20 protein-coding genes and 2 pseudogenes are annotated in these 22,493 nt (G+C 54.5%); 8 read left to right on the forward strand and 14 right to left on the reverse strand.

Translation table 11 applies throughout. The features are described 5' to 3' along the window. Positions 1 to 111 precede the first annotated feature (111 nt). Positions 112 to 714: an inorganic diphosphatase gene (locus K7R23_RS18650; RefSeq protein ID WP_012905818.1), complete on the forward strand. Its 603-nt coding sequence runs from the start codon at positions 112 to 114 to the stop codon at positions 712 to 714. Positions 715 to 771: 57 nt separating this feature from the next. Here K7R23_RS18650 and K7R23_RS18655 read toward each other — a convergent pair whose 3' ends face one another. From K7R23_RS18655 to bdm, 5 genes are all read right to left on the reverse strand, one after another. After that, positions 772 to 1,056, reverse strand: a complete 285-nt coding sequence (locus K7R23_RS18655) for a HigA family addiction module antitoxin (RefSeq protein ID WP_012905817.1) — start codon at positions 1,054 to 1,056, stop codon at positions 772 to 774. Further along, positions 1,056 to 1,334: a type II toxin-antitoxin system RelE/ParE family toxin gene (locus K7R23_RS18660; RefSeq protein WP_012905816.1), complete on the reverse strand. Its 279-nt coding sequence runs from the start codon at positions 1,332 to 1,334 to the stop codon at positions 1,056 to 1,058. The genes K7R23_RS18655 and K7R23_RS18660 overlap by 1 nt, the downstream gene beginning before the upstream one ends. Before the next feature lie 184 nt (positions 1,335 to 1,518). Further along, complete coding sequence (gene maeA / locus K7R23_RS18665; protein ID WP_012905815.1) at positions 1,519 to 3,216, reverse strand: malate dehydrogenase; 1,698 nt, start codon at positions 3,214 to 3,216, stop codon at positions 1,519 to 1,521. Positions 3,217 to 3,375: 159 nt separating this feature from the next. Then, positions 3,376 to 3,519: a stationary-phase-induced ribosome-associated protein gene (gene sra / locus K7R23_RS18670; protein WP_012905814.1), complete on the reverse strand. Its 144-nt coding sequence runs from the start codon at positions 3,517 to 3,519 to the stop codon at positions 3,376 to 3,378. A 91-nt stretch (positions 3,520 to 3,610) separates the two neighbouring features. Then, positions 3,611 to 3,826 (reverse strand): biofilm-dependent modulation protein, encoded by a 216-nt coding sequence (bdm, locus tag K7R23_RS18675; protein ID WP_012905813.1) that lies wholly within the window; start codon positions 3,824 to 3,826, stop codon positions 3,611 to 3,613. 338 nt (positions 3,827 to 4,164) lie between these two features. On the opposite strand from bdm, the gene osmC reads away from it, so the two are divergent. Then, positions 4,165 to 4,596: a peroxiredoxin OsmC gene (osmC, locus tag K7R23_RS18680; protein ID WP_012905812.1), complete on the forward strand. Its 432-nt coding sequence runs from the start codon at positions 4,165 to 4,167 to the stop codon at positions 4,594 to 4,596. Between the two features lie 69 nt (positions 4,597 to 4,665). Here osmC and K7R23_RS18685 read toward each other — a convergent pair whose 3' ends face one another. From K7R23_RS18685 to K7R23_RS18700, 4 genes and pseudogenes are all read right to left on the reverse strand, one after another. Then, positions 4,666 to 5,436 (reverse strand): 3-hydroxybutyrate dehydrogenase, encoded by a 771-nt coding sequence (locus K7R23_RS18685; RefSeq protein ID WP_012905811.1) that lies wholly within the window; start codon positions 5,434 to 5,436, stop codon positions 4,666 to 4,668. Between the two features lie 11 nt (positions 5,437 to 5,447). Then, positions 5,448 to 6,190, reverse strand: a pseudogene (locus K7R23_RS18690) (GntP family permease); the annotation flags it as partial. Beyond that, positions 6,188 to 6,502 (reverse strand): annotated as a pseudogene (locus K7R23_RS18695) (CoA-transferase); the annotation flags it as partial. The pseudogenes K7R23_RS18690 and K7R23_RS18695, both read right to left, overlap by 3 nt. Positions 6,503 to 6,513: 11 nt before the next feature. Beyond that, positions 6,514 to 7,212: a CoA transferase subunit A gene (locus tag K7R23_RS18700; protein ID WP_012905810.1), complete on the reverse strand. Its 699-nt coding sequence runs from the start codon at positions 7,210 to 7,212 to the stop codon at positions 6,514 to 6,516. Positions 7,213 to 7,354: 142 nt separating this feature from the next. On the opposite strand from K7R23_RS18700, the gene K7R23_RS18705 reads away from it, so the two are divergent. Continuing rightward, a complete protein-coding gene (locus K7R23_RS18705; RefSeq protein WP_012905809.1) occupies positions 7,355 to 8,245 on the forward strand; it encodes a LysR family transcriptional regulator in 891 nt (296 codons plus the stop codon). A gap of 7 nt (positions 8,246 to 8,252) precedes the next feature. Here the strand turns inward: K7R23_RS18705 and dosP are convergent, their stop codons facing one another. Together dosP and K7R23_RS18715 are read right to left on the reverse strand one after the other, a co-directional pair. Continuing rightward, positions 8,253 to 10,658 (reverse strand): oxygen-sensing cyclic-di-GMP phosphodiesterase DosP, encoded by a 2,406-nt coding sequence (gene dosP / locus K7R23_RS18710; protein WP_012905808.1) that lies wholly within the window; start codon positions 10,656 to 10,658, stop codon positions 8,253 to 8,255. 26 nt (positions 10,659 to 10,684) lie between these two features. Further along, a complete protein-coding gene (locus tag K7R23_RS18715; RefSeq protein WP_012905807.1) occupies positions 10,685 to 12,067 on the reverse strand; it encodes a diguanylate cyclase in 1,383 nt (460 codons plus the stop codon). A 556-nt stretch (positions 12,068 to 12,623) separates the two neighbouring features. Here K7R23_RS18715 and treZ point away from each other — a divergent pair. The 4 genes from treZ to K7R23_RS18735 are packed head-to-tail and all read left to right on the forward strand — an operon-like array spanning position 12,624 to position 19,848. Continuing rightward, positions 12,624 to 14,411: a malto-oligosyltrehalose trehalohydrolase gene (gene treZ, locus K7R23_RS18720; protein ID WP_012905805.1), complete on the forward strand. Its 1,788-nt coding sequence runs from the start codon at positions 12,624 to 12,626 to the stop codon at positions 14,409 to 14,411. Next, entirely contained in the window at positions 14,408 to 16,981 is a 2,574-nt protein-coding gene (gene treY, locus K7R23_RS18725; RefSeq protein WP_012905804.1) for a malto-oligosyltrehalose synthase, read from the forward strand. Before treZ ends, treY begins: the two co-directional genes overlap by 4 nt. Next, complete coding sequence (glgX, locus tag K7R23_RS18730) at positions 16,981 to 19,056, forward strand: glycogen debranching protein GlgX (protein ID WP_012905803.1); 2,076 nt, start codon at positions 16,981 to 16,983, stop codon at positions 19,054 to 19,056. The genes treY and glgX overlap by 1 nt, the downstream gene beginning before the upstream one ends. Further along, positions 19,057 to 19,848 (forward strand): OBAP family protein, encoded by a 792-nt coding sequence (locus K7R23_RS18735; protein WP_012905802.1) that lies wholly within the window; start codon positions 19,057 to 19,059, stop codon positions 19,846 to 19,848. A gap of 48 nt (positions 19,849 to 19,896) precedes the next feature. On the opposite strand, the gene K7R23_RS18740 is transcribed toward K7R23_RS18735, so the two are convergent. Genes K7R23_RS18740 through ycgZ form a run of 3 tightly spaced genes read right to left on the reverse strand, consistent with a single transcriptional unit; the run spans position 19,897 to position 20,807 of the window. Next, positions 19,897 to 20,163 carry a biofilm development regulator YmgB/AriR family protein gene (locus K7R23_RS18740; protein WP_024132661.1) on the reverse strand — a complete coding sequence of 89 codons (267 nt, stop codon included), beginning with the start codon at positions 20,161 to 20,163 and terminating at the stop codon, positions 19,897 to 19,899. A 45-nt stretch (positions 20,164 to 20,208) separates the two neighbouring features. Beyond that, entirely contained in the window at positions 20,209 to 20,511 is a 303-nt protein-coding gene (locus K7R23_RS18745) for a hypothetical protein (RefSeq protein WP_012905800.1), read from the reverse strand. 56 nt (positions 20,512 to 20,567) lie between these two features. Next, on the reverse strand, positions 20,568 to 20,807 hold the full coding sequence (gene ycgZ, locus K7R23_RS18750; RefSeq protein ID WP_012905799.1) for a regulatory protein YcgZ: 240 nt from the start codon (positions 20,805 to 20,807) through the stop codon (positions 20,568 to 20,570). Positions 20,808 to 21,149: 342 nt separating this feature from the next. On the opposite strand from ycgZ, the gene K7R23_RS18755 reads away from it, so the two are divergent. Then, on the forward strand, positions 21,150 to 22,370 hold the full coding sequence (locus tag K7R23_RS18755) for a diguanylate phosphodiesterase (protein WP_012905798.1): 1,221 nt from the start codon (positions 21,150 to 21,152) through the stop codon (positions 22,368 to 22,370). The last annotated feature ends 123 nt before the right edge of the window (positions 22,371 to 22,493 follow it).

Genomic DNA, 22,493 nt, shown 5'->3' on the forward strand with positions numbered 1-22,493 from the left:
AACAAGGCGTGACTGCGGTCGCGCCTTTTTTTTGCCATAAAAATGTCATATATCTGTCACTGGCTGTACGTAAGGTGTTGTCTTCACAAATAACCGAAGAGTTACACGACAATGCTTCTGCTGAAAAAATGGTTTGCTGCAAGCGTCCTGCTGTCCGCGTCGGTACAGGCGCAGAACATACTTGAGTTCCCGCAGCCGGATAACGCGCCGGAGGAGTTTTATGCGGTAACGGAAATTCCCGCGGGCGGCATCATTAAATATGAAACCGACGCGAATACCGGTTTTATCGTCGCTGACCGTTTCCAGTCGATGCCGGTTGCCTATCCGGCTAACTACGGATCGCTCACCCAGTCTCTGGCAGGCGACGGCGACCCGCTGGACGTGATTTTTTACACCCGCGCGCCGATGGCGCCAGGGACGCTGATCAAACTGCGCGCTATCGGCGTACTGAAGATGATCGATGGCGGCGATACAGATGACAAAATCGTCGCGGTGCCGGCAAGCAAGATTGATCCCACTTATGACGTCATTAAAGAGATCAGCGACCTGCCGAAGATTGAAGTGCAGCGTCTGGAAGCCTTCTTCCGCGTTTATAAAGACTTACCGGAAGGTCGCAAGAAGGTGGAGTTGAACGGCTTTAACGACGCGGCAACGGCGAAGCAGGAGATCAAACAGGCCTGGGATGCGTGGAAGGAAAAACGCCCGCAGCAATAATCAAACGCCGGATAGCGCTTACGCCTGTCCGGCCAGGCAAAACCGTAGCCATTATGCTTACTGTACTGCCAGCTTACGCAGGCGTGAGATATCCACGCTTTTCTTTGCTTCCGCCAGGCTCCAGGCATTTTGCAGATTCAACCACATTTCCGGCGAACTGCCGATCACCACCGACAATTTGATGGCCATTTCCGGCGTGAGCGCGGCCTTGCCGGTTAACAGACGGCTGGCGGTTGAGGGGGCGATTTCCATCGCTCTGGCAAATTCACGCAAGCTAACGTTCAGTTCATCCAGCGCTTCCTGAATGATCTCCCCTGGACGGGGATGGTTTGCCATTTTCATCAGTGATAATCCTCGTAATTCAATATATACGCGTCGCCATTGATGAATTCAAAAGTGATGCGCCAGTTACCTGAAACGGATATCGCCCAGACACCGTCCCGCTCGCCCGACAACTGATGAAGCCGGTAGCCAGGCATATCAATATCGCTAATCCGGCAGGCGGCATCGATGACCGCCAGACGGTGCCTTAAGCGGCGAACGTGCTGAGTCATAACGCCTGACGTTTGCCCATGAAGAAACAGGTCACGTAATCCTTTGTGTCGGAAATTCATAATCATTTAAATCATCCTTGTTCCTTCAAGGGGAACACTAACACTGTTGTTCCGCTAAACGCAACATATTTTCGTTGATGAGGTGAATTATCGAAGGGAAGGGTAAAAGCGAAAAGTAGATGTTATGAAGACCGGAACGCGGTTCGCAAAAGCGTAGGCCCGGTAAGCGCAAGCGCCACCGGGCAAAGAGTCAGATAGAGGTGCGGCGATAGTCGCGGTATTCCGCGCGCCAGAAGTTATCGTCAATGGCCTGCTGCAGCGCCTCAGCGGAGGTTTTCACCGCCACGCCCTGCTGCTGCGCCATTTTGCCGACGGCGAAAGCGATGGCGCGGGAGACGGTCTGAATATCCTTCAGCTCCGGCAGCACCAGTCCTTCACCGTTGAGCACCAGCGGCGAGTACTGCGCCAGCGTTTCGCTGGCCGACATCAGCATCTCATCGGTTATACGCGCCGCGCTGGAGGCGATCACCCCAAGGCCGATACCCGGGAAAATATAGGCGTTGTTACACTGGGCGATAGGGTAAATTTTATCCTTCCAGACCACCGGGGCAAACGGACTGCCGGTTGCGACCAGCGCATTGCCTTCGGTCCAGGCGATAATATCCTGCGGCGTGGCTTCCACTCGTGAAGTCGGGTTTGACAGCGGCATGACGATGGGACGCGGACAGTGCTTGTGCATCTCGCGGATGATCTCTTCAGTAAACAGACCGGTTTGCCCGGAGACGCCAATCAGAATATCCGGTTTAACGTTACGCACCACGTCCAGCAGCGACAGCACTTCACTGTCGGTGTCCCACGTCTTCAGATTCTCACGCTTTTGCACCAGCTTCGTCTGGAAGGAGAGCAGGTTCGGCATCTGGTCGGTCAGCAGACCGAAGCGATCCACCATAAACACTTTCTGCCGCGCCGCTTCTTCGCTTAAGCCTTCACGCTGCGTCTGGGCAATGATCTGCTCGGCAATGCCGCAACCGGCGGAGCCTGCGCCGAGGAACACGATTTTCTGCTCGCTGAGCTGGCTGCCCGCCGCCCGGCTGGCGGCAATCAGCGTCCCGACGGTAACCGCCGCGGTGCCCTGGATGTCGTCGTTGAAAGAACAGATTTCATTGCGATAGCGGTTAAGCAGCGGCATCGCGTTTTTCTGCGCGAAATCTTCGAACTGCAACAGCACATCCGGCCAGCGATGCTTCACCGCCTGGATAAATTCATCGACAAATTCGTAATACTCATCGTCGGTGATGCGCGGGTTACGCCAGCCCATATACAGCGGATCGTTGAGCAACTGCTGGTTGTTGGTGCCGACGTCCAGCACCACCGGCAGCGTGTAAGCCGGGCTGATGCCGCCGCAGGCGGTGTACAACGACAGCTTACCGATAGGAATGCCCATCCCGCCGATCCCCTGATCGCCAAGACCCAGAATACGTTCGCCGTCGGTGACCACAATCACTTTAATGTTGTGGTTCGGCACGTTCTGCAGGATATCGTCCATGTTGTGGCGGTTCTGATACGAGATGAACACGCCGCGCGCGCGACGATAAATTTCCGAGAAACGCTCACAGGCCGCGCCGACCGTCGGGGTATAGATGACCGGCATCATCTCATCGAGGTGGTTATTGACCAGGCGGTAGAACAGGGTTTCGTTGGTGTCCTGAATATTGCGCAGGTAGATGTGCTTATCAATTTCGGTTTTGAAGCCCTGATACTGAATCCAGGCGCGTTCCGCCTGTTCTTCAATTGTCTCGACCACTTCCGGCAGTAGCCCCAGCAGGTTGAAGTTACGACGTTCTTCCATGCTGAAAGCGCTCCCTTTGTTCAGCAGGGGGAATTCCAGCAGTACCGGGCCAGCGTAAGGGATATAAAGGGAACGCATTTTTTTGCTTTTGGTTTCCATATGACTCGCTCTTTTTTGAATTTCCGTCCCTGGCGCCTTTTATAATACTTTGCCGTTATGCCAGGGCATCGGGCAGAGAGTATAAAGCATCTGCCGCCCCGGAAACAAAAACACCATCGCGGTTGCGATGGTGTTTATCGTCAGATTCAGGCGGTGTGGTTACTTTTTGCTGTCCGGATGGCGTTTTCTGCCGGTAGGGTTGTTCACCACGCTGGATTTATCGCCTTCAGTCACTATTTTGCGCTGATTGGATATTTTATGGTCCAGTCCAAGAATATGACGGGCCTGACGGTTCGATTTCATTTTAACTCCTCAATCCTGTTGCTGGTTTTAAGGAAATTTCGCTAATGCGAAAGAAACGTAACCCCTTAGGTTGCGGTAACAGCATAGCACTTTACAGGGAAGCGTGCTGGCCGCTGACGACATAATTGATTGTTTGCTGGTAGATGTCACTGAGGATGTCATTGTCGGTTGCTTCCACCCATTTGGTCAGCTCCATTAAAATGTCATCTTCGGTGACAGCGCCACGTTCTGCGCGGAGACCTTGCTCAATGGCATGAACCAGTGCCGGTTGTGCGGTTGAGGTATTTGCTGAGTAATAAGTAAACATAATGGTGCCTCCGTGTCGATGTATTTATAAGTAAGTACGGCTCGCAGAAATTTAATTCACATTCAGCATGGCAAATAATTTTATCGCTGTGGTTCAGAAAACTCCTGAAAGCAGTAATTTTTATTTTAATATCCTGATTTAACAGGTTTTAATTGTGCGATAATTTTATCGTAAATGTGCTTTTAATAAATATTTCATCGTCCGACAAAGGGGCTGTAATTTACTCTGCACAGGCTGGAGGTTTTAACTGAAATAGCGTTCCGGCTGGCTATTACTATTTCATCAGGATGGCAATTCATGGTCTATACTTGCTTTTTTAAGCCAACAGGAGAGCAACAATGACAATCCATAAAAAAGGTCAGGCACACTGGGAAGGCGACATTAAACGCGGAAAAGGCACCGTCTCCACCGAGAGCGGCGTGCTCAGTCAACAGCCGTATGGCTTTAATACCCGCTTCGAGGGCGAAAAAGGCACTAACCCGGAAGAGCTTATCGGCGCGGCCCATGCCGCCTGTTTTTCAATGGCGCTGTCGCTGATGCTTGGCGAAGCGGGCTTTACCCCTGACGCCATCGACACCACCGCCGATGTATCGCTGGATAAAGTCGACGCCGGTTTCGCTATTACTAAAATTGCGCTGCACAGCGAAGTGAAAGTGCCGGGCATTGATGCGAACACCTTCGATGGCATCATCCAGAAGGCGAAGGCCGGTTGCCCGGTGTCGCAGGTGCTGAAGGCGGAAATCACCCTTGATTATCAGTTGAACGCATAAAAACCGGTACGCCTTATCCGACCAGACCCCGCCCGCTACGCAAAACGCCAGCGGGCAACGTTCACATACTCACTGCGCCGCCCAACCTCCATCCATATTCCACGCGGCGCCGCGTACCTGCGCCGCGCCATCGGAACATAAAAACAGCGCCAGCTCGCCCAGTTGATCCGGCGTGACAAACTCCCGTGACGGCTGTTTTTCTGCCAGCAGCGCATCGCGTGCAACGTCAGGATCTGCGCCCTCTGCTATTCGTTTGTCGATCTGCTGCTGAACCAGCGGCGTTAGCACCCAGCCGGGACACAGCGCGTTGCAGGTGATACCGGTCTGCGCCGTCTCAAGAGCGATAGTCTTGGTTAATCCCACCACGCCATGCTTGGCGGCAACATAGGCCGCTTTGTCTTTTGACGCCACCAGACCATGCACCGAGGCGATGTTAATAATCCGCCCCCAGTTGCGCTCGCGCATCCACGGTAACGCCAGGCGGGTCGTGTGAAACACGGAAGAGAGGTTAATGGCGATAATCGCATCCCATTTCTCCGGAGGAAAGGTTTCCACCGGCGAGACATGCTGAATGCCAGCGTTATTGATCAGAATATCCACGCCGCCGAACTCGCTTTCGGCGTAACGCATCATCTCAGTAATCTGCCCGGCGTCGCTGAGGTCGGCGCCGTGATAGCCTGCGACCGCGCCACGGGCGGAGATAGCGTCTTTGGCCGCCTCCACGTCGCCAAAACCGTTAAGCACGATCTGCGCCCCCGCGCTGGCCAGCACGCTGGCGATACCTAAGCCAATTCCGCTGGTGGAACCGGTAATCAGCGCCGTTTTTCCGTCCAAATTCATTATTCTTCTCCTCAGACAATGCCGGTGGTATAGAACACACCGATGACAAACAGTACCGCCAGGCTTTTAATCAGGGTGATGGCGAAGATGCCGCCGTAGGCCTGACGGTGACTCAGTCCGGTAATGGCGAGCAACGTGATCACCGCGCCGTTATGCGGCAGCGTGTCCATTCCGCCGCTGGCCATTGAAGCCACGCGGTGCAGAACCTCCAGCGGAATGTTGGCGGCGTTGGCCGCAGCTATAAAAGTATCCGACATGGCCGCCAGCGCAATGCTCATCCCGCCGGACGCTGAACCGGTGATCCCGGCGAGGGTGGTAATGCTGATCGCCTCATTCAGCAGCGGATTGGGGATTGCCGACAGCCCCCTGGCGAGTGCCAGAAAACCGGGAAGGGCGGCGATCACGGCGCCGAAACCGTACTCGGAGGCGGTATTCATGGCTGCCAGAATGGCCCCGCCCACCGCGGTTCTGCTGCCTTCCGCCAGTCGCCGCGGATATTACGCCAGCCGAAAATCGCCACCAGCAGGATCCCCGACACCAGCGCCGCCTCAACGGCCCAGATAGCGGTAATCTTGCTGATGTCCGTGATCACCGGCGCGGCAAGCCCCGGCAGATCGAGCTGATGGCTGCTGCCGTACCAGACCGGGATCCAGCGGGTAAACATCAGGTTGAGCACGCCAACTGCGATCAGCGGCGAAATGGCGATAAGCGGGTTCGGCAAATTGATATTGTCCGGCGTCTCCGGCTCATCTTCGAACGCGCCAAGCACGGTCAGATCGACGTGGCCGCCGCGGATCATGGCGAACGACTGAGCGGAGTCGAAAATTGCCGCCCCTTTACGCGCAGTAACTGTCTGCTTGCCCGCGTTAATCATGTCGGCATCAAGCTCGTCTTCCGTGGGGAATGCTCCCATGCCCAGCAGACCGTTTTCCGACTGCAACATAACGTCGATGCCGTCAGGGATGTAATTCGCCACCAGGGTCGGAATGCCGATCCCGAGGTTGACGTAATAGCCGTCGCGCAGCTCACGGGCCACGCGCATGGCCATCTGTTCACGCGTTAACATGGTCAGGCTCCTTAGCTGCGCAGCGTGCGCTGTTCAATACGTTTTTCAAACTGCCCCTGGATCAGGCGGTCAACGAAAATGCCGGGGGTATGAATGGCGGCGGGGTCCAGCTCACCGGGAGCGACGATCTCTTCAACCTCCACCACCGTAATGCGCCCGGCGGCGGCCATCAGGGGATTGAAATTTTGTGCGGTATGGCGATAGATGACGTTGCCGTACCAGTCGGCCTTCCAGCCTTTGACCAGCGCGAAATCGCCGGTAATGGCGCGCTCCAGGATGCAGGCGCGCCCGTTGAATTCGCGCACTTCTTTGCCTTCGGCCACTGGCGTACCGTAGCCAGTGGCCGTGAAGAAGGCGGGGATACCGGCGCCGCCAGCCCGCAGCTGCTCGGCGAGCGTGCCCTGCGGCGTCAGAATCGCCTCCAGTTCGCCACTCAGCACCTGCTGCTCAAAGAGAGCGTTTTCGCCCACATAGGAGGCGATCACCTTGCGTACCTGACGGGTTTCCAGCAGTACGCCAAGCCCGAAGCCATCCACGCCGCAGTTGTTGGAAACCACCGTCAGCCCTCTGACTTCGCGGCGACGGACTTCCGCAATCAGGTTTTCCGGAATGCCGCACAGACCGAAGCCGCCAGCCAGTAGCGTCATGTTGTCGCTAAGGCCGTCCAGCGCCTCCTGATACGTGGCGACCCGTTTATCCAGTCCAGACATAGTGTTGCCCCTTCAGTTGTCGTTGCCGACATCATTAGCGGGCAAAAATGATTTGTTAATTTTAAATTTGTGACTCACTCATTTGTTTTTTTTATCAATGCCATGTTAATTAAATGTATTCAATCAGTTAATGGTCAGCAAAATGAGAATGAGCATCAAACAGTTACGCGCATTTTTAGCGGTAGCTCACACTCTGAATTTCGCCCATGCCAGCGAGCGGTTGAATATATCCCAGCCGGCGCTGAGTCTGACGATTAAAGGTCTGGAAGAGTCGTTAGGCGGGCCATTGCTGTTAAGGACGACGCGGAAGGTCACGCTGACCCAGGAGGGAGAAACGCTGCTGACGATGGCCCGCCAGCTTATTGCCGACTGGGATAACACCGAAGAAGCGATGCGCCAGCGCTTTACGCTACAGCGGGGAAAGGTATCGGTGGCGGCAATGCCCTCCTTTGCGGCAAACGTTCTGCCGCCGGCGCTGAAAACCTTTCGCGACCGCTACGCGGGGATCAACGTCACCGTTCATGATGTGATCAACGAACAGGTTATTGAGATGGTCAGCGAGGGGCGGGTGGAGATGGGGATTGCCTTTGAGCCGGATTACTCCGGCCATCTGCACTTTACGCCGCTTGGCCTGGATCGCTTTGTCGCCATCGTGCCGCCCGGTTCCCGCTTCGCTGAGCGGGAACGTATTTCGTGGCGCGAACTGCTGAGCCTGGATTTTATCGCTCTGCAACGGCCTTCCGCGGTGCGTCTGATGCTGGAAGAGCAGCTGGCGCAAAGCGGCCGCCCGCTGAAGGTGGCGCTGGAAAGCCATCAACTGGTCACTATTGGCCGTCTGGTCGCTAATGGACTGGGCGGTAGCGCGGTGCCCGCGCTGTGTCACCGGCAGATGACGGAGCTTGGCGCGGTGTGTCTGGCGCTGGACGGTCCGGTTATTGAGCGCAGAGTAGGCGTACTGCGTTCAGCGCATCATAAACTTTCCACCGCCGCGCAGGCGCTGTTAGAGACCCTGAAAAGCGCCTACAGCGCGTAATACAGAATCAGATATGCATCGGCAGGGAGCTGTTCATCCAGGCGGGGATCTCGTTCGCCGCAATGGGGCGGGCGAAATAGTATCCCTGGATAACCGGACAGCGCGCCGCGCGCAGCATCTCAAACTGTGCTTTGGTCTCCACGCCTTCGGCAATCACCACCAGATTTAAACGCTGTCCGATGCTGATAATCGCCTCCAGCAAAGACTGGATGCGTTTTTCCGTCTGGCAGCGATCAACAAAGGTTTTATCGATTTTTAATTCCGTTACCGGCAGGCTGACCAGTCGTGACAGACCGGAGAAACCGGTGCCAAAATCATCCACCGACAGGCCCACCCCCATATTGCGCAGAATGCCGATCCGCGTGAAGATCTCCTTATCCTGTTCCATCATCATGCTCTCCGTGATCTCAACCGTCAGCTGTTCACCCGGAATAGCAAATTCAGCCATTGCCCCGGAAACCTGGTCGGGAAGCTGGTTGCTGCGAAAATGGAGGGCCGATAAATTGACCGACAAGGCCGGAATGTTCAGCGACATCGCGCGCCACTCGGCCAGCTGGCGACACGCCTCCCTGACCACCCAGTGGCCAATATTTTCAATTTCACCTGTCTCTTCGGCCAGCGGAATAAAAAGATTGGGCGGAACATGGCCGTGGACCGGATCATGCCAGCGGGCCAGCGCCTCAAAACCGTACAGCTCGCCGGTATCGGCGAAAATTTGCGGCTGATAAACCAGGCGTAGCTGGTTACTGGCGATGGCGCTTTTCAGCGCGGCGCCCAGCTGCAGACGCTCTTTTACCGCGCGGTTCATCTGCGGATTGAAGAACTGCCAGCCGTTACCGCCCGCTTTACGAATATAATCCATCGCATTGTGCGCCGTCGAAAGCAGGTAGTCGCGGTCTTTGCCCGCCTCATAGCTGATTCCAATACTGAAGGTCAGCTGAAAGGGCTTATCGTCAAACAGAATCGCCTCGTTGCCGATGGCAATCAGCTCATCGGCGAACTGGGTAATGTTGCTCATTTCGCTGTCATGGCTGACCAGGACCAGTTGGGTGCTTTCAATACGGCTTAAATACTGATCCGGCCTTAGCCGGTCGCGAATTTTATTAATGGCCTGCAGCAAAACCTGATCGGCCAGCGCGTAGCCCAGCGTGTCGATGGCCTCCTGGAAATGGTCAACGGCAATCAGGAAGACGACGGGCGGATGTTGCGGATTAGCCGCAACAGACTCATCAAGCCAGGCGTGGAGATGATTGCGGTTGGGCAGGCCGGTCAGCGGATCAAACTGCATCAAATGCTCAATCTGCTGGCGGCTTTTTTCCTGTTCGAGCGCCAGCTCCGCAAGATGCTGACTGATGTCCGCCACGCGTTCGATAAAGGCGCTGGTTTCTTTGCCCTTTACGGTTTTGATCGTCAACGTACCGGCCGCTGAACCGTCGCGCTGGCGGAGGGGCAACGACCAGACGCTCATATTTTTCTTTTCGCTTTCCTTCGACGACGCTGCCCAGAAGTGTCGGCTGTTATTTTTCAGCGCATACAGCGAGACGTGGGTATCCCTGAGCACCGCTTCGATATTACGGCAAATGATTTCTCCCATCTCATAAAAGGGCGGGCTGGCGCACATCGCCGCCAGAATATTGCCTTCCAGCTGGCGGATCTGGCGCTCTTCGGTGATATCGGAAAAGGTCATTACCAGGTTAGGTAGCCGGGTGCGCGGGTCATAAACCGGGCTGATGGAGGCCTTGATCCAGATCGCTTCTCCGGCGCGCGTCAACGCCAGAAACTCATCCTGGTCGCGTTCGGTTTTCCACAGCAGCTGTTTTAACCGCAGGCGGTTATCGGCGGGGGTTTCAGGAATGGTGAGCAGGGTGTCCGGCTGCTGACCCGCCGCATCCTGAATACCGTAGCCAAACATTTCGGTAAACGCGCGGTTGCACTGGACAATGCGCCGCTCATGATCGAGAACAATCACCGGGCGGTCAAGGTGGTCGACGGCCAGCACCAGCAGGCGCTTTTGTTCCTTTTGCTCCATCTCGACGCTGGCATCGCGGACAAACGCCAGATAGAAAATTTTGCCCTCCACGGTGACTTTTGACAGGGCGAAACGGGTCCAGATTTTACTGCCGTCTTTTCTTTCCAGCTGTAATTCCCGGCTCATCCCCTCAACGCGGGGTTTACCGCCTTCGCGATTGTGACGAATATAATCAGGATGCGCCGCGCGCAGATCGTGGGGGATCAGTTTTGAAATACTCTGGCCGAGCACTTCATCACGATTGTAGCCCCATAGTTTTTCCGCAGCCGGGTTGAAAAATAAAACCTCGTCATTGTCATTGATCAGCACCGCGCCCATCATATTCTGTTCAAGAGCGGGAAAGAATATGCTGTCTCCGGTATTTTTAACGTCGGTTAGTTTCATTAGTTACCTCTGCATCCGGAACAACGTCAGGAAGCGGGACTCCAGAGTTCAACGCGGTTGCGGCCTTGTCTCTTCGCGGTATATAACGCTTCGTCGGCAATCTGAATTAAGCGTTCGTAATCCGGGTGACCATTAAACATGGCGGCGCCAATCGATAAAGAGAGCGGAATAGTTGCCCCGTCAGGAGACTTAATTTTGGTTTTTTCAACCCGCAGGCGAATACGTTCAGCGATGCGCAGGGTATCCGCCTGGGTCGCTTCGGTAAGCACGATAATAAATTCATCGCCACCGTAGCGGAATACGTAATCGCTACTGCGAACGTTATCATAAAAAGCCTGCGACACCCGGCGGAGGATCTCATCGCCGGTATTATGTCCCCAGGTATCGTTTATCTCTTTAAATTTATCGACGTCGATAATCAGAATAGAGAGCGGCGTACCCGCACGATTGGCGTGGGCAATTTCCCGCTTAAAGATTGTGGGTAAAAAGCGGCGGTTAAGTAATTTCGTCAGCACATCCATGCCCACTTCGTGCCGGGAGACTTCCTCAAATAGTTCGCGGAGCAGGGTAATAATCTGCGAAACGGTATTGCGGATCTGCAGCAGAAATTTGACCCGCGCGGCTTTATTGCTCAGGGCCTTTGCCGTTTCACGGCTTTGTAGAAACAGGCCGTCAAAATCCTGAATCAGACGCGAAATATGGCCCACCTCAGCGATGCCGCTGAAATAGTGTCGGCCCTTATGGTTAAACCACAGCCCAAAGTCAGCCTGGCTTAACGGCAGGCTGTTGCCAAAATCGGCGTCGAGCATAATTTTATAGATAATATCCATTTCCCAGCTGAGCAGCGAAGCGATCTGCCGCTCTTTCTCTTCTTCGGCGTTCTCCAGCAGCGAAAAAATACGATAGTTTTCATCCTCTTTCGCCGCGCTGCTTTCACTAAAGGAAAAGGCCCGGGACATCACTTCCATCGCCAGATCGATGCTGTTAATTGAGAAATGGTAAATCAGCAGTTTATCGTTGGCGTCATGGTGGCCGTCAATAATAATGGGATAGAGGAGTTTCTTTAACACGCGAAATCCCATTTCCACCAGTTCAACCGGAATACCGATTCGCGCATGGACTTCAGCAACCGTATGCTGGACTTTTATCAGCCGTTCGACATCTTCCACGCCGCTGGAAAGGACATCGACAATCCATTTTTCAAGCGCATGTTTGAGCTGTCTTTCAACCTGTTCATTACTTAAAAATTCTTCAGCATGCGGATCGGCAAGCACAATACGATAAAACTCAATGCTCAGGTCATGCGCATGGCGCGTCGCGATCTCAGAAGCGAGCCTGCGAATCTGCGGGTCCGTCTGTTCAACCAGCGTGACCCATTCGTCTTTCATTCTTTTAAGATACATCTCCATGAGGCTGATCCTTATGGTAATTAACGCATGACAATATCACGATCGTCGTCGCACATTCTGAATAGTAGATCGAATCAGAAACACTTAACACACAGTAATGTTACATCGCAACATAAAGAAATAGTGTAATGCCTTCAGCTATATTTTCATGTGACAGCAGGAAATACGGCGATAAAAAGCAGGGTTATTGCCGCCTGCAATAAAAACAACGCGTTTATAGTCCGTTTTATAATTAATTGTCGGCAGACATTCTGCTGCTTTACCTCTGCGGACAAACATTCCTCTTTTGTCCTGACAGCGCAACATGATCTGAATAACTCGCGAAGGCCATATTTTTTAAAGGGGTATAAGGAGGGTAATTTCTTTTACCCGGAGTCATTTACCCCTTTATCCGATCGTTTTATGGCGGCAACGCCGCTTTTTTAGTGACGCTGTCACCTGCACAAAGCCGCCGCTGGTCTATGCTTGTTCTTCGAATGCCGTCAAACAGTGACGGTGCAAAGATGAGCTGTACAGAGCTAACCCGAGGACGAAACGGGTTTAATGGGGCGACAGAATGAGTTCAAAATCCTTTATCAAGAGTTGGGGTAGTGAATTTGTGGCCGCTGATGTTGTTCGCTTTCGCGTATGGGCGACGAATCAGGAGCAGGTTTTTGTTCGTATTCATGATGTAAACCATGAGATGACAGCCAGCGGCGACGGATGGTTCGAGGCGCAGATCCCGGGCGTTCATGCGGGTACGCCATATCAGTTTGTACTTGCCGACGGCACGGCGATCCCCGATCCCGCTTCACGCGCGCAGGTACACGATGTCAATGGTCCTTCGCTGGTCGTCAACCCTGACGCCTTTCACTGGCGCAATGCGGACTGGCAGGGGTGTCGCTGGGAGGAGGCGGTATTTTACGAGCTTCATATCGGCACCTTTACTCCGGAAGGAACCTTGCAGGCGGCAATCGCAAAATTACCCTATCTCGCCGAACTGGGTATCACCATCATCGAATTAATGCCCGTTTCGCAGTTTGGCGGCAACCGCGGCTGGGGCTATGACGGAACGCTGCTTTATGCGCCGCATTCGGCCTATGGTTCGCCTGACGATCTGAAAGCGTTTGTTGATGCGGCGCACGGCTACGGCCTGTCGGTGGTGCTGGATATTGTTCTTAACCACTTCGGGCCGGAAGGGAACTATCTGCCGCAGCTGGCCGCCGATTTCTTTGACCCTGAGAGAATGACGCCGTGGGGAAACGGCATCGCATATGAAAACGATGCCGTACGGCGTTACATTACTGAAGCGCCGCTCTTCTGGCTGGAGGAATACCAGCTGGACGGATTACGCTTCGATGCCATTGACCATATTGCCGATACCTCGTCAGAACACCTGTTGATTGAGATTGCCGAACGTATCCGCCGTGATATTACCGACAGGCCAATACACCTCACCACCGAGGACAACCGCAACGTCCTTTTCCTGCACCCGCGCAGTGAGGATGGCGGCGTGCCGCTGTATACGGCGGAGTGGAACGATGATTTTCACAACGCGGTGCACGTTATGGCAACCGGTGAGACACATGCCTATTACGCCGATTTCGCCAGCCAGCCTGAACAACATGTCGCGAGAGCGCTCAGCGAAGGGTTTGCATGGCAGGGAGAACGCTCTGAGCGAACCGGCGAGAAGCGTGGCGTTCCCAGCGGCGCGCAGACGCCGGTTGCATTTGTCGATTTCATCCAGAATCACGATCAAGTCGGCAACCGGGCGCAGGGCGAACGGCTGATTACGCTGGCAGGCGCGAATAAAACGCAGGTGCTGTTGGCCGCGCTGCTGCTTTCGCCGCATATTCCGCTGCTGTTTATGGGCGAAGAGTACGGTGAGACGCATCCGTTCCTGTTCTTTACCGATTTCCATGACGAACTTGCGCGCGCGGTGCGTGAGGGGCGGAAAAAGGAGTTCTCCGGAGACACCGGGCATGGGGAGGAAGATGTCCCGGATCCGAACGCTGTGACAACGTTCACGCGTTCAAAACTCGACTGGCCGAAAATGCAGAGCGAAGAAGGAAAATCCTGGCTGACCTTTACGCGTGAGCTGTTGGTCAAACGGCGTCGCTTCATCGTGCCGCTGCTGAAAAGCGCGCGCGGCGGGGAGGGCGAAGTGGTGCAAACCGCGCCGGGATTTGTCGCCGTTCGCTGGCGCTTCGCTGCGGGAACGCTGTCGCTGGCGTTCAATATCGGCGATACGCCGGTGGTACTGCCCGACATGCCGGGGAAAACGGTTTTTGCCTGGCCTGACGCCAGCGAACGCCTTAATCCCAACGCCATTGTTGTTCGCCTCGCGCAGGGAGAAACCGCATGACTGTCCCTTTATCCACTTATCGCATTCAGTTTCGCAACGGAATGACCTTCGATAAAGCCACGCAGCTCGTTCCCTATCTCAGACAGCTTGGCATCACCCATCTGTACGCTTCGCCCATTTTTACGGCGACGACGGGATCGACCCACGGTTATGACATTACCGACTGTAATGAGATCGATCCGGCAATTGGCGGACGGCAGGGCTTCGACCGTATGGTAGCTGCGATCCATGCGGCGGGGATGGGGCTGATCCTCGATGTTGTGCCTAATCATATGGCCAGCTCGCTGGAAAACCGATGGTGGCGGGATGTCATTGAGCACGGCGAGAAAAGCGCTTACGCCAGACATTTTGATATCGACTGGTCACAGCGGCTGACGCTGCCGTTTCTCGGCGACACGTTTGAAAAGGTGCTGGAGCAGGGGGAGATTGCTGTCCGGCCCGACCCCGAAACGGGGAAACCGACGCTGGCGTATTTTGATAATTTTTATCCGCTGGACCCTGAGTGCTGGCAGGATCGGCAGGCGGAAGTGCTGACCATCACCGATAAACAGGCTATTGCCCGGTTACACGATCAACAGCCCTGGCGCTTAACCTCCTGGCGCGAGGCGGCAGAAAATCTCTCTTACCGACGCTTTTTTGAAGTGACCGGGCTGGTTGGCGTTCGCGTTGAAGATGACGCGGTATTTGATGATACCCATCGGCTGATTCTGGAACTGGTTCAGTGCGGCGCGGTAGACGGCTTACGCGTCGATCATATTGACGGGCTTGCCGATCCGCTGGCCTATCTCCGGCGTTTACGCCGCAAGGCGGGCGAGAACTGCTATATCACCGTCGAAAAAATTCTTGCCCGCGGAGAAAATCTGCCGGCGGAGTGGCCGATCTCCGGGACGACGGGCTATGAATTTATCGCCGCCCTGGCCGAAGTGCTGGTGGATGATCGGGCGCTTGCCGATCTGCGCCAGGTCTGGCAGCAGGCCGTCGGCCAGCAGGTGGATATGCGGGCGGAGCTGCGTAAAGCCCGCGTGCTGATGGTTGAGCGTAATTTTGCCGGCGAGTTTAGCCGTCTGCTGAAGCTGGCGATGCGGCTGGCGCACGACCAGGAGGTTTCGCTGACGGAGGCGCAGCTTCGCGAGGCGCTGCGTGAAGTGCTGATTGCGTTTCCGGTCTATCGTACCTATGGCGATGCGCAGGGCTTCACGACCGCTGACCGCGAACTGCTGCGGCGCGTTACCGCCCGTCTGAGCGCCAGCGAATACGCACCGGATGGGGAGGCGCTTGAGTTTATCACCCGTCTGCTGACCGGCGCCGATGCTGGTTGCCTCAGTGAAACCGCCACGGCGTTCCGTACCCGTTTTCAGCAGCTCACCGGACCGCTGATGGCGAAATCGGTTGAGGATACGCTGTTTTTCCGCCAGAACATGGATCTTGCGCTTAATGAAGTGGGGGCCGAACCGGTGCAGCGCACCTTTTCGCTGACGCGCTTCCACCAGGAGATGCTGGAGCGGCGACGTCTACAGCCCGATGCGCTTTCCAGCACCTCAACCCACGACACCAAGCGCGGCGAAGATGCCCGCGCCAGGCTCTATACGCTCACCGAAGCGCCCCATTGCTGGGCCGAACACGTTGCCCGCTGGCGACAGATGAATCAGACGCACGTTAAGTTTCTCAACGACGGCACCGCGCCAAAATCCGCCGATACCTGGATGTTATACCAGGCGCTGGCGGGGGTCTGGCCGACCGGATTCACGCCTGACGATGCTGAAGGTCTGAATGCGCTGGAATCGCGTTTTCTTGAGTTTGTCGAAAAAGCCCTGCGTGAAGCCAAGCTGCGCACCGACTGGGTCGATACCAATGAAGCGTACGAAACGGCGGTGCTGGACTACGCGCGTCATATGCTGTCGCCGGACAATACACTGTTTCTGAAGGACTTCCACGCGGCGTTACAGCCTTTCATCCGCGCCGGGCTGGTCAACAGCCTGACCCAGACGCTGATCAAACTGACCGCCCCCGGCGTGCCGGATATCTATCAGGGCAGCGAGGCGCTGAACTTCAGTCTTGTCGACCCGGACAACCGCCGCCTGCCGGATTTCAGCCAGCTGGCCCGTCAACTTGAACAAGCCGACAGCCAGGTATTCAGTGAGGAAAGATGCTGGCTGAGCGGCCAGGTGAATCAGTACGTCACCGCCACGCTGTTACGTTTACGCCAGCAGCTTCCCGCGCTGTTCCGTAAAGGCGATTATCTGCCGCTGGAAGCCACGGGAGAGAACGCGGAAAACGTTATCGCTTTTGCCCGGACGGATGATGAAAACGCGCTGCTGGTGGTGGCGCCGCGCTGGCTCTTCAGCCGTCTGAAGGCATCGCTGTGCGCGACGGACATGGCTATCCGCGCGCAAACGCAGATTATCTTGCCCGCCCGGCTGGCGGATCGCCAGTATCAGGACGTCTTTAACCAGCAGACGGTGACGGTTGGCTCCACGCTTTATCTTGACCGTTTACCCGGTCATCCGCTGATTGGCGTTTTACGCGAAGTTTCTTCTGAACATTCAGACGCATCAAGGGAGAATGCATAATGTCTAATGGCAAAGCTTTCGAAATCAGAGCAGGGCACTGTCACCAGTTAGGGGCGAACTATGACGGCAAAGGGGTCAACTTTGCCCTTTTTTCCGCCCACGCCGAACGCGTCGAACTCTGCCTGTACGATGCGGGCGGGGAACATGAAATCGCCCGTCTGACCTTACCGGAGTTTACCCATGAGATCTGGCATGGCTATGTGCCGGATCTTGAACCGGGCGCGCTCTATGGCTACCGGGTTTACGGCCCTTTTGACCCGGAAAACGGCCATCGTTTTAATCCACATAAGCTATTAATCGACCCCTACGCCAGAGAACTGGTGGGCGATATTCAGTGGAACGAAGCGCACTTCGCTTATGAACTGGATCATGAAGACAAAGATCTCAGCTTCGACACCCGCGACAGCGCCCCGTTTACGCCGAAATGCCGGGTGGTCGATCCCAACGCCTTTGACTGGCAGGATAACCATCGTCCTGATATTCCCTGGCCCAATGCCATCGTGTATGAAACGCACGTTAAAGGCTTTACCTTCCTGAATCCCGCTATTCCTGACGAACTGCGCGGCACCTTCGAAGGGATGGGGCATTCCGCCAGCGTGGAGTACATTAAAAGTCTCGGCATCACTTCCGTTGAGTTGCTGCCGGTACACTGGTTCCCGGACGACCAGCATTTGCTCGATAAGGGGCTGAAAAACTTCTGGGGCTATAACACGCTGGGCTTTTTCGCCCCCGCGACGCGCTATTATGGACCGCGCGGCATTCAGGGCTTTCGCGATATGGTGCGCGCGTTTCACGATGCGGGTATCGAAGTCATTCTTGACGTGGTTTATAACCATACGGCGGAAGGGAATGAGCTGGGACCCACTCTGTCGTTCAAGGGGATCGACAACTTCTCCTATTACCGGACGCTGCCCGACCAGCATCGCTATTACATCAACGATACCGGGACCGGTAATACGGTAAACACCTCACACCCGCGGGTGCTGCAAATGGTGATGGATTCTTTGCGCTACTGGGCGGAGTCGATGCATATCGACGGCTTCCGCTTTGATTTGGGAACTATCCTCGGGCGTGAGCCGGAAGGATTTGACCAGCGCGGCGGCTTCTTTGACGCAATAATGCAGGACCCGGTGCTGTCGAAACTGAAGCTGATTGGCGAACCGTGGGACATCGGTCCGGGAGGGTATCAGGTTGGCGGTTTCCCGCCCGGCTGGGGAGAGTGGAACGACAAATACCGCGACACGGTGCGCGAGTACTGGAAGGGCGATAATGTTTCGACCGATTTTGCCGCGCGCTTGTTGGGATCTGGCGATCTCTACGACCTGCGCGGACGCCGACCGTGGGCAAGCGTCAATTTTGTGACCGCGCATGACGGCTTTACCCTGAACGACCTGGTCTCCTATAACGAAAAGCACAACGAGGCGAATGGCGAAGATAACAACGACGGTCATAACGATAACCGATCGTACAATTATGGCGTGGAAGGCCCTACCGACGACGAAGCCATTATCGCCACGCGCGAGCGTCAGAAGCGTAATTTCCTCGCCACGCTGTTATTCTCCCACGGCACCCCGATGCTGCTGGCAGGCGATGAATTTGGCCGCAGCCAGGGCGGGAATAATAACGGTTACTGTCAGGACAGCGAGATCTCCTGGGTTCACTGGGAGAATTTACCGGAATCCGCCCAGGCGCTGCGAGAATTTACCCGTCATCTTATTCAACTGAGAAAAGCACAGCCGTTGCTACGGCGTGAGAACTGGCGGGACGGGATGGTGATCCAGTGGTACAACGCCGGCGGCGGGCTGCAACAGCCAGAGCAGTGGGACGAAGGCTCCACTCTCGGGGTATATATCGGGCGTCCCGATCTCGAAACTGAAGAGGGGATCTGGCACGACGTTTTGCTGTTGCTCAATCCGTTTGAAGGCAGCGTCCCCTTCAGCATCCCTGAAACGGGCGAAGGCGGATGGGTGCTTGAACTCTCCACCGCCGGAGACGAGGGGCAGGGCACGGTCATTGAAACCGAAACCGATTTTGAACTCGCCGGGCGTAGTTTCGCCTTATTCCGGAGGCCATAAGTGAAGAAGGCGATCTTAACCGCGTTTTGCGTTGTACAACTGACGGCATGCGGGGCGAACAACACCCCGCCGAATACGCCGCTGCCAGGTAAAGAAACGTCGGCGGGACTGCGTACTCTGGAGACAGGCGCGCAGGTGATCCAGTCGCGCCCGCCCATTGACGCCATCAGCGCCTATCTCGATGGCTTTCACTTTTATAACGGCGATAAAAACGGGCAGATGGAGGCGCATCATTACGTCACCGTTCTGAATGAAGAGGTGATGCAGGCGGTAATCTATGACGGTAATACCAAAGACGCTCGTCTGATGGGCGTGGAGTATATCATCAGCGAACGCCTGTTTAACGCGCTGCCGCCAGAGGAGAAAAAACTCTGGCACAGTCATCAGTATGAGGTGAAGTCGGGCAGTCTGGTGGCGCCGGGACTACCGGCGGTCGCGGACAAGGCGCTGATGAGCAAAATTGTCAATACCTACGGAAAGACCTGGCATACCTGGCATACCGACCGCGACAAAACCTTGCCGCTTGGCATACCGGCGTTGATGATGGGCTTTACCGGAGAAGGGCAGCTTGATCCTGCGCTGCTGGCCGACCGCGACCGTCGACTGGGTATCGATACCAGTGAGGTTAAACAACAGCGCCAGGATATTCAGGCGCGGCCTGTACTGGCGGGGGCAAACGCATGGGAAAAAGGTGGTGTTGTACAACTTAAGCGAGTGAGCGGCGCCGGGGAACATGCACATGGCGCAACACAATTCTTTGGCAAAGCGGAGCAAACGACCTCACAACCTTAATCTCTTCGCCCATACCAGAAGGTGTCTTATTCTGGTATGGGCCAACCGTCAGATATCGTCCATCGTGTAACCGACAACAATTTCCAGCGTTTTACGTAACACATCGGCGTGAACCACATTATCTGTAGTTTCAAGCTCATGAACCAGCCACAGGATAATCGCTTTATTGGTGATATGCACATCCGTCGCCAGGATGTGGCTAATGGCGGTTTCTAAAATGGCAGACTCATCAGCGAGTCGCTCACCCGCATTGCGGAAAAATTCTGACATTGCTGTATCAGGAAGAACTGCGTAAATATCAGGCTGTTTAAGCATAACTTGTCTCATGCGCTTTTACCGTAATGTTGAATAAGGTTGTGGTCAGTGCATTTTTTTTGCGCTGTCTGGCTGACGATTGCCAAACAGCTGCAGCACGTTGCCCCGTTGTTCTGCATTTGAATCCGCTTTCTGCGCTTTTTTGCCCCGCCGGGAAGACATATTGTTCACTTCAGCAATAACGCCTTTAATGGCCTCTCGCCGCTGGCTATCACCCTCGTTGGCCTCCATATTCCCCAGCGCCACAATCAGCGCCTGGGTATTAATCGGGCCATGGCTTTTCAGCAGCGTTAACACCGCTTCACCAATGATTTCATCTGTCAGTTGCTCTATTTCACTTCTGTTCATAACTACGTCTCTGGATGCCGTCGCTGACCTCGCAGCGGTTCGGCGTGAACTTCCCACTAACGATCAAATAACAGACCGATCAGCGTGTGATAATGGTGTTCCTCTTCCTGGCTGGTCGCTTTGCCCAGACGCCCCAACAATTTTGTACAAAGAGATTTTCTGTTCAGGCTTTTACCATCGCTGAGGATTTCCACCACAACTTGACCCAACGTTTCCTGCTGAGTCGGCAGGTTAGCTTTATTGAAGTACTGGGTAATCGCATTCGAAGAACCGGCCAGAAAGCTGTTGTGATGCATGTATGACTCCCGTTTGTTTCAATAATCTACAAAGTTGCAATATAAGTTATACAAACATAGAAAACATGTACATAAAAAGCGTATAGATTAGCACGCTAATTTTTAGCATTTAATGCTAACTCTTTTTTATCATATAGTTAAGATGTGTTTTTTTTGTTTGAGGAAAAGTAAGTTGTACAGCCTACTTTTACATCTTTTTTACTGACGTAGGATAAATTTGCACAAGAGAGAAGTGATAATTTTCCTTTGTGAACATAATGTTATCTAAAGGTAATGTTTCGCAAGACGAATTGGCCCGGTTCTGGTAGGGTGTTTTCTCAATTTTTCATTTCTGGAAATATCATGCTCACAACGGTCATCTACCGTAGCTATATTTGCGAAAGCATCACCTTTGTTTCACTTGAAAAGATGGTCGCCGCCGCAAACTTCAAAAATGAACAGGCCGACGTCACGGGGATCTTATTGTTCAATGGCCGTCATTTTTTTCAGCTTCTCGAGGGACCGGAAGACAGTGTGCTGAAAATCTATAACAGCATTTGCACTGATGATCGACACCATAACCTGGTTGAACTGCTGCGCGATTACGCGCCGTCGCGTCGCTTCGGTAAAGTGGGGATGGAACTGTTCGATCTGCGGGAATATGACAGGGATGAAGTTCTGCAAACGGTTCTGGATAAGGGAACCACTAAATATCAGCTGGCGTTTAATGACCGGGCGCTTCAGTTCTTCCGCACCTTTGTGGAAGCGACTGAAAAAGAAAACTATTTCGAAATTCCGCCCGCTAACGCCTGGGAATTTATTACCGATGGCGAAGGCGTGGCGCAAAACGCTATCGAGCTCGAGAATACGGCAGAGTGCAGTTTTGCCTTTCAGCCTATTGTCGATCCTTTCGCCAGAGAGGTCGTTTCGCTTGAAGCGCTGGTCAGGACAAAAGATGGCAGGGGGCCGGAAGACTTTTTTGCCGGTTTAACCGGTAACGCCATTTATGAAGCTGACCTCAAATCGAAGCAGATTGCCTTCGCGATGGCGGGAAAACTCAATCTGCGACAGCAGACCATCTCGGTTAATCTTCTTCCTATGACGCTGGTAAATCTTCCTGGTGCTGTCGAAACGCTGCTTCAGGCGATTGAGAGCAACGGTCTGGTTCCGGAGCAGGTCACCGTGGAATTTACAGAAAGCGAAGTGATTTCGCGCCTGGACGAGTTCACCCGCGCCGTGCGGCTGCTGAAAAGCGCGGGCATCAGCGTCGCTATCGACCACTTTGGCGCCGGTTACGGCGGGCTGTGGCTGCTGGCTCAGTTTCAGCCTGACAGAATCAAAATCAACCGCGCGCTGGTGGGCGATGTGCATAAGAGCGGGCCGCGGCAGGCGATTGTTCAGGCCATTGTCAGATGCTGTACCTCCCTTGAAATCGCTATTTCGGCAGTTGGCGTGGAAAAGGCGGAAGAGTGGATGTGGCTTGAATCTGCGGGTATTAGCCAGTTCCAGGGAAGCCTGTTCGCCAGTCCCTGTCTGGCCGGCGTTGAGGCTATCGCCTGGCCTGAACGGACAGCCGATCTTTAATTAAATGTTAAATTTAGTTACAAATCTCTCAAGCGCCAGCCCCTGATCAAACGCTATTTCGCGAGCTGTACAGCAAAATTAAATTTGTACATGCCGTTTGCATTGGTTAAGTTATACAAGGAT

This window comes from Citrobacter rodentium NBRC 105723 = DSM 16636, assembly GCF_021278985.1.
GTDB classification, from domain to species: Bacteria; Pseudomonadota; Gammaproteobacteria; order Enterobacterales; family Enterobacteriaceae; genus Citrobacter_A; species Citrobacter_A rodentium.

Excerpts from the sequence above, each read along its gene's own strand:
- K7R23_RS18650 (WP_012905818.1), top strand. The coding sequence starts at position 112 with ATGCTTCTGCTGAAAAAATGGTTTGCTGCAAGCGTCCTGCTGTCCGCG.
- K7R23_RS18655 (WP_012905817.1), bottom strand. The coding sequence starts at position 1,056 with ATGAAAATGGCAAACCATCCCCGTCCAGGGGAGATCATTCAGGAAGCG.
- K7R23_RS18660 (WP_012905816.1), bottom strand. The coding sequence starts at position 1,334 with ATGATTATGAATTTCCGACACAAAGGATTACGTGACCTGTTTCTTCAT.
- maeA (WP_012905815.1), bottom strand. The coding sequence starts at position 3,216 with ATGGAAACCAAAAGCAAAAAAATGCGTTCCCTTTATATCCCTTACGCT.
- sra (WP_012905814.1), bottom strand. The coding sequence starts at position 3,519 with ATGAAATCGAACCGTCAGGCCCGTCATATTCTTGGACTGGACCATAAA.
- bdm (WP_012905813.1), bottom strand. The coding sequence starts at position 3,826 with ATGTTTACTTATTACTCAGCAAATACCTCAACCGCACAACCGGCACTG.
- osmC (WP_012905812.1), top strand. The coding sequence starts at position 4,165 with ATGACAATCCATAAAAAAGGTCAGGCACACTGGGAAGGCGACATTAAA.
- K7R23_RS18685 (WP_012905811.1), bottom strand. The coding sequence starts at position 5,436 with ATGAATTTGGACGGAAAAACGGCGCTGATTACCGGTTCCACCAGCGGA.
- K7R23_RS18700 (WP_012905810.1), bottom strand. The coding sequence starts at position 7,212 with ATGTCTGGACTGGATAAACGGGTCGCCACGTATCAGGAGGCGCTGGAC.
- K7R23_RS18705 (WP_012905809.1), top strand. The coding sequence starts at position 7,355 with ATGAGAATGAGCATCAAACAGTTACGCGCATTTTTAGCGGTAGCTCAC.
- dosP (WP_012905808.1), bottom strand. The coding sequence starts at position 10,658 with ATGAAACTAACCGACGTTAAAAATACCGGAGACAGCATATTCTTTCCC.
- K7R23_RS18715 (WP_012905807.1), bottom strand. The coding sequence starts at position 12,067 with ATGGAGATGTATCTTAAAAGAATGAAAGACGAATGGGTCACGCTGGTT.
- treZ (WP_012905805.1), top strand. The coding sequence starts at position 12,624 with ATGAGTTCAAAATCCTTTATCAAGAGTTGGGGTAGTGAATTTGTGGCC.
- treY (WP_012905804.1), top strand. The coding sequence starts at position 14,408 with ATGACTGTCCCTTTATCCACTTATCGCATTCAGTTTCGCAACGGAATG.
- glgX (WP_012905803.1), top strand. The coding sequence starts at position 16,981 with ATGTCTAATGGCAAAGCTTTCGAAATCAGAGCAGGGCACTGTCACCAG.
- K7R23_RS18740 (WP_024132661.1), bottom strand. The coding sequence starts at position 20,163 with ATGCTTAAACAGCCTGATATTTACGCAGTTCTTCCTGATACAGCAATG.
- K7R23_RS18745 (WP_012905800.1), bottom strand. The coding sequence starts at position 20,511 with ATGAACAGAAGTGAAATAGAGCAACTGACAGATGAAATCATTGGTGAA.
- ycgZ (WP_012905799.1), bottom strand. The coding sequence starts at position 20,807 with ATGCATCACAACAGCTTTCTGGCCGGTTCTTCGAATGCGATTACCCAG.
- K7R23_RS18755 (WP_012905798.1), top strand. The coding sequence starts at position 21,150 with ATGCTCACAACGGTCATCTACCGTAGCTATATTTGCGAAAGCATCACC.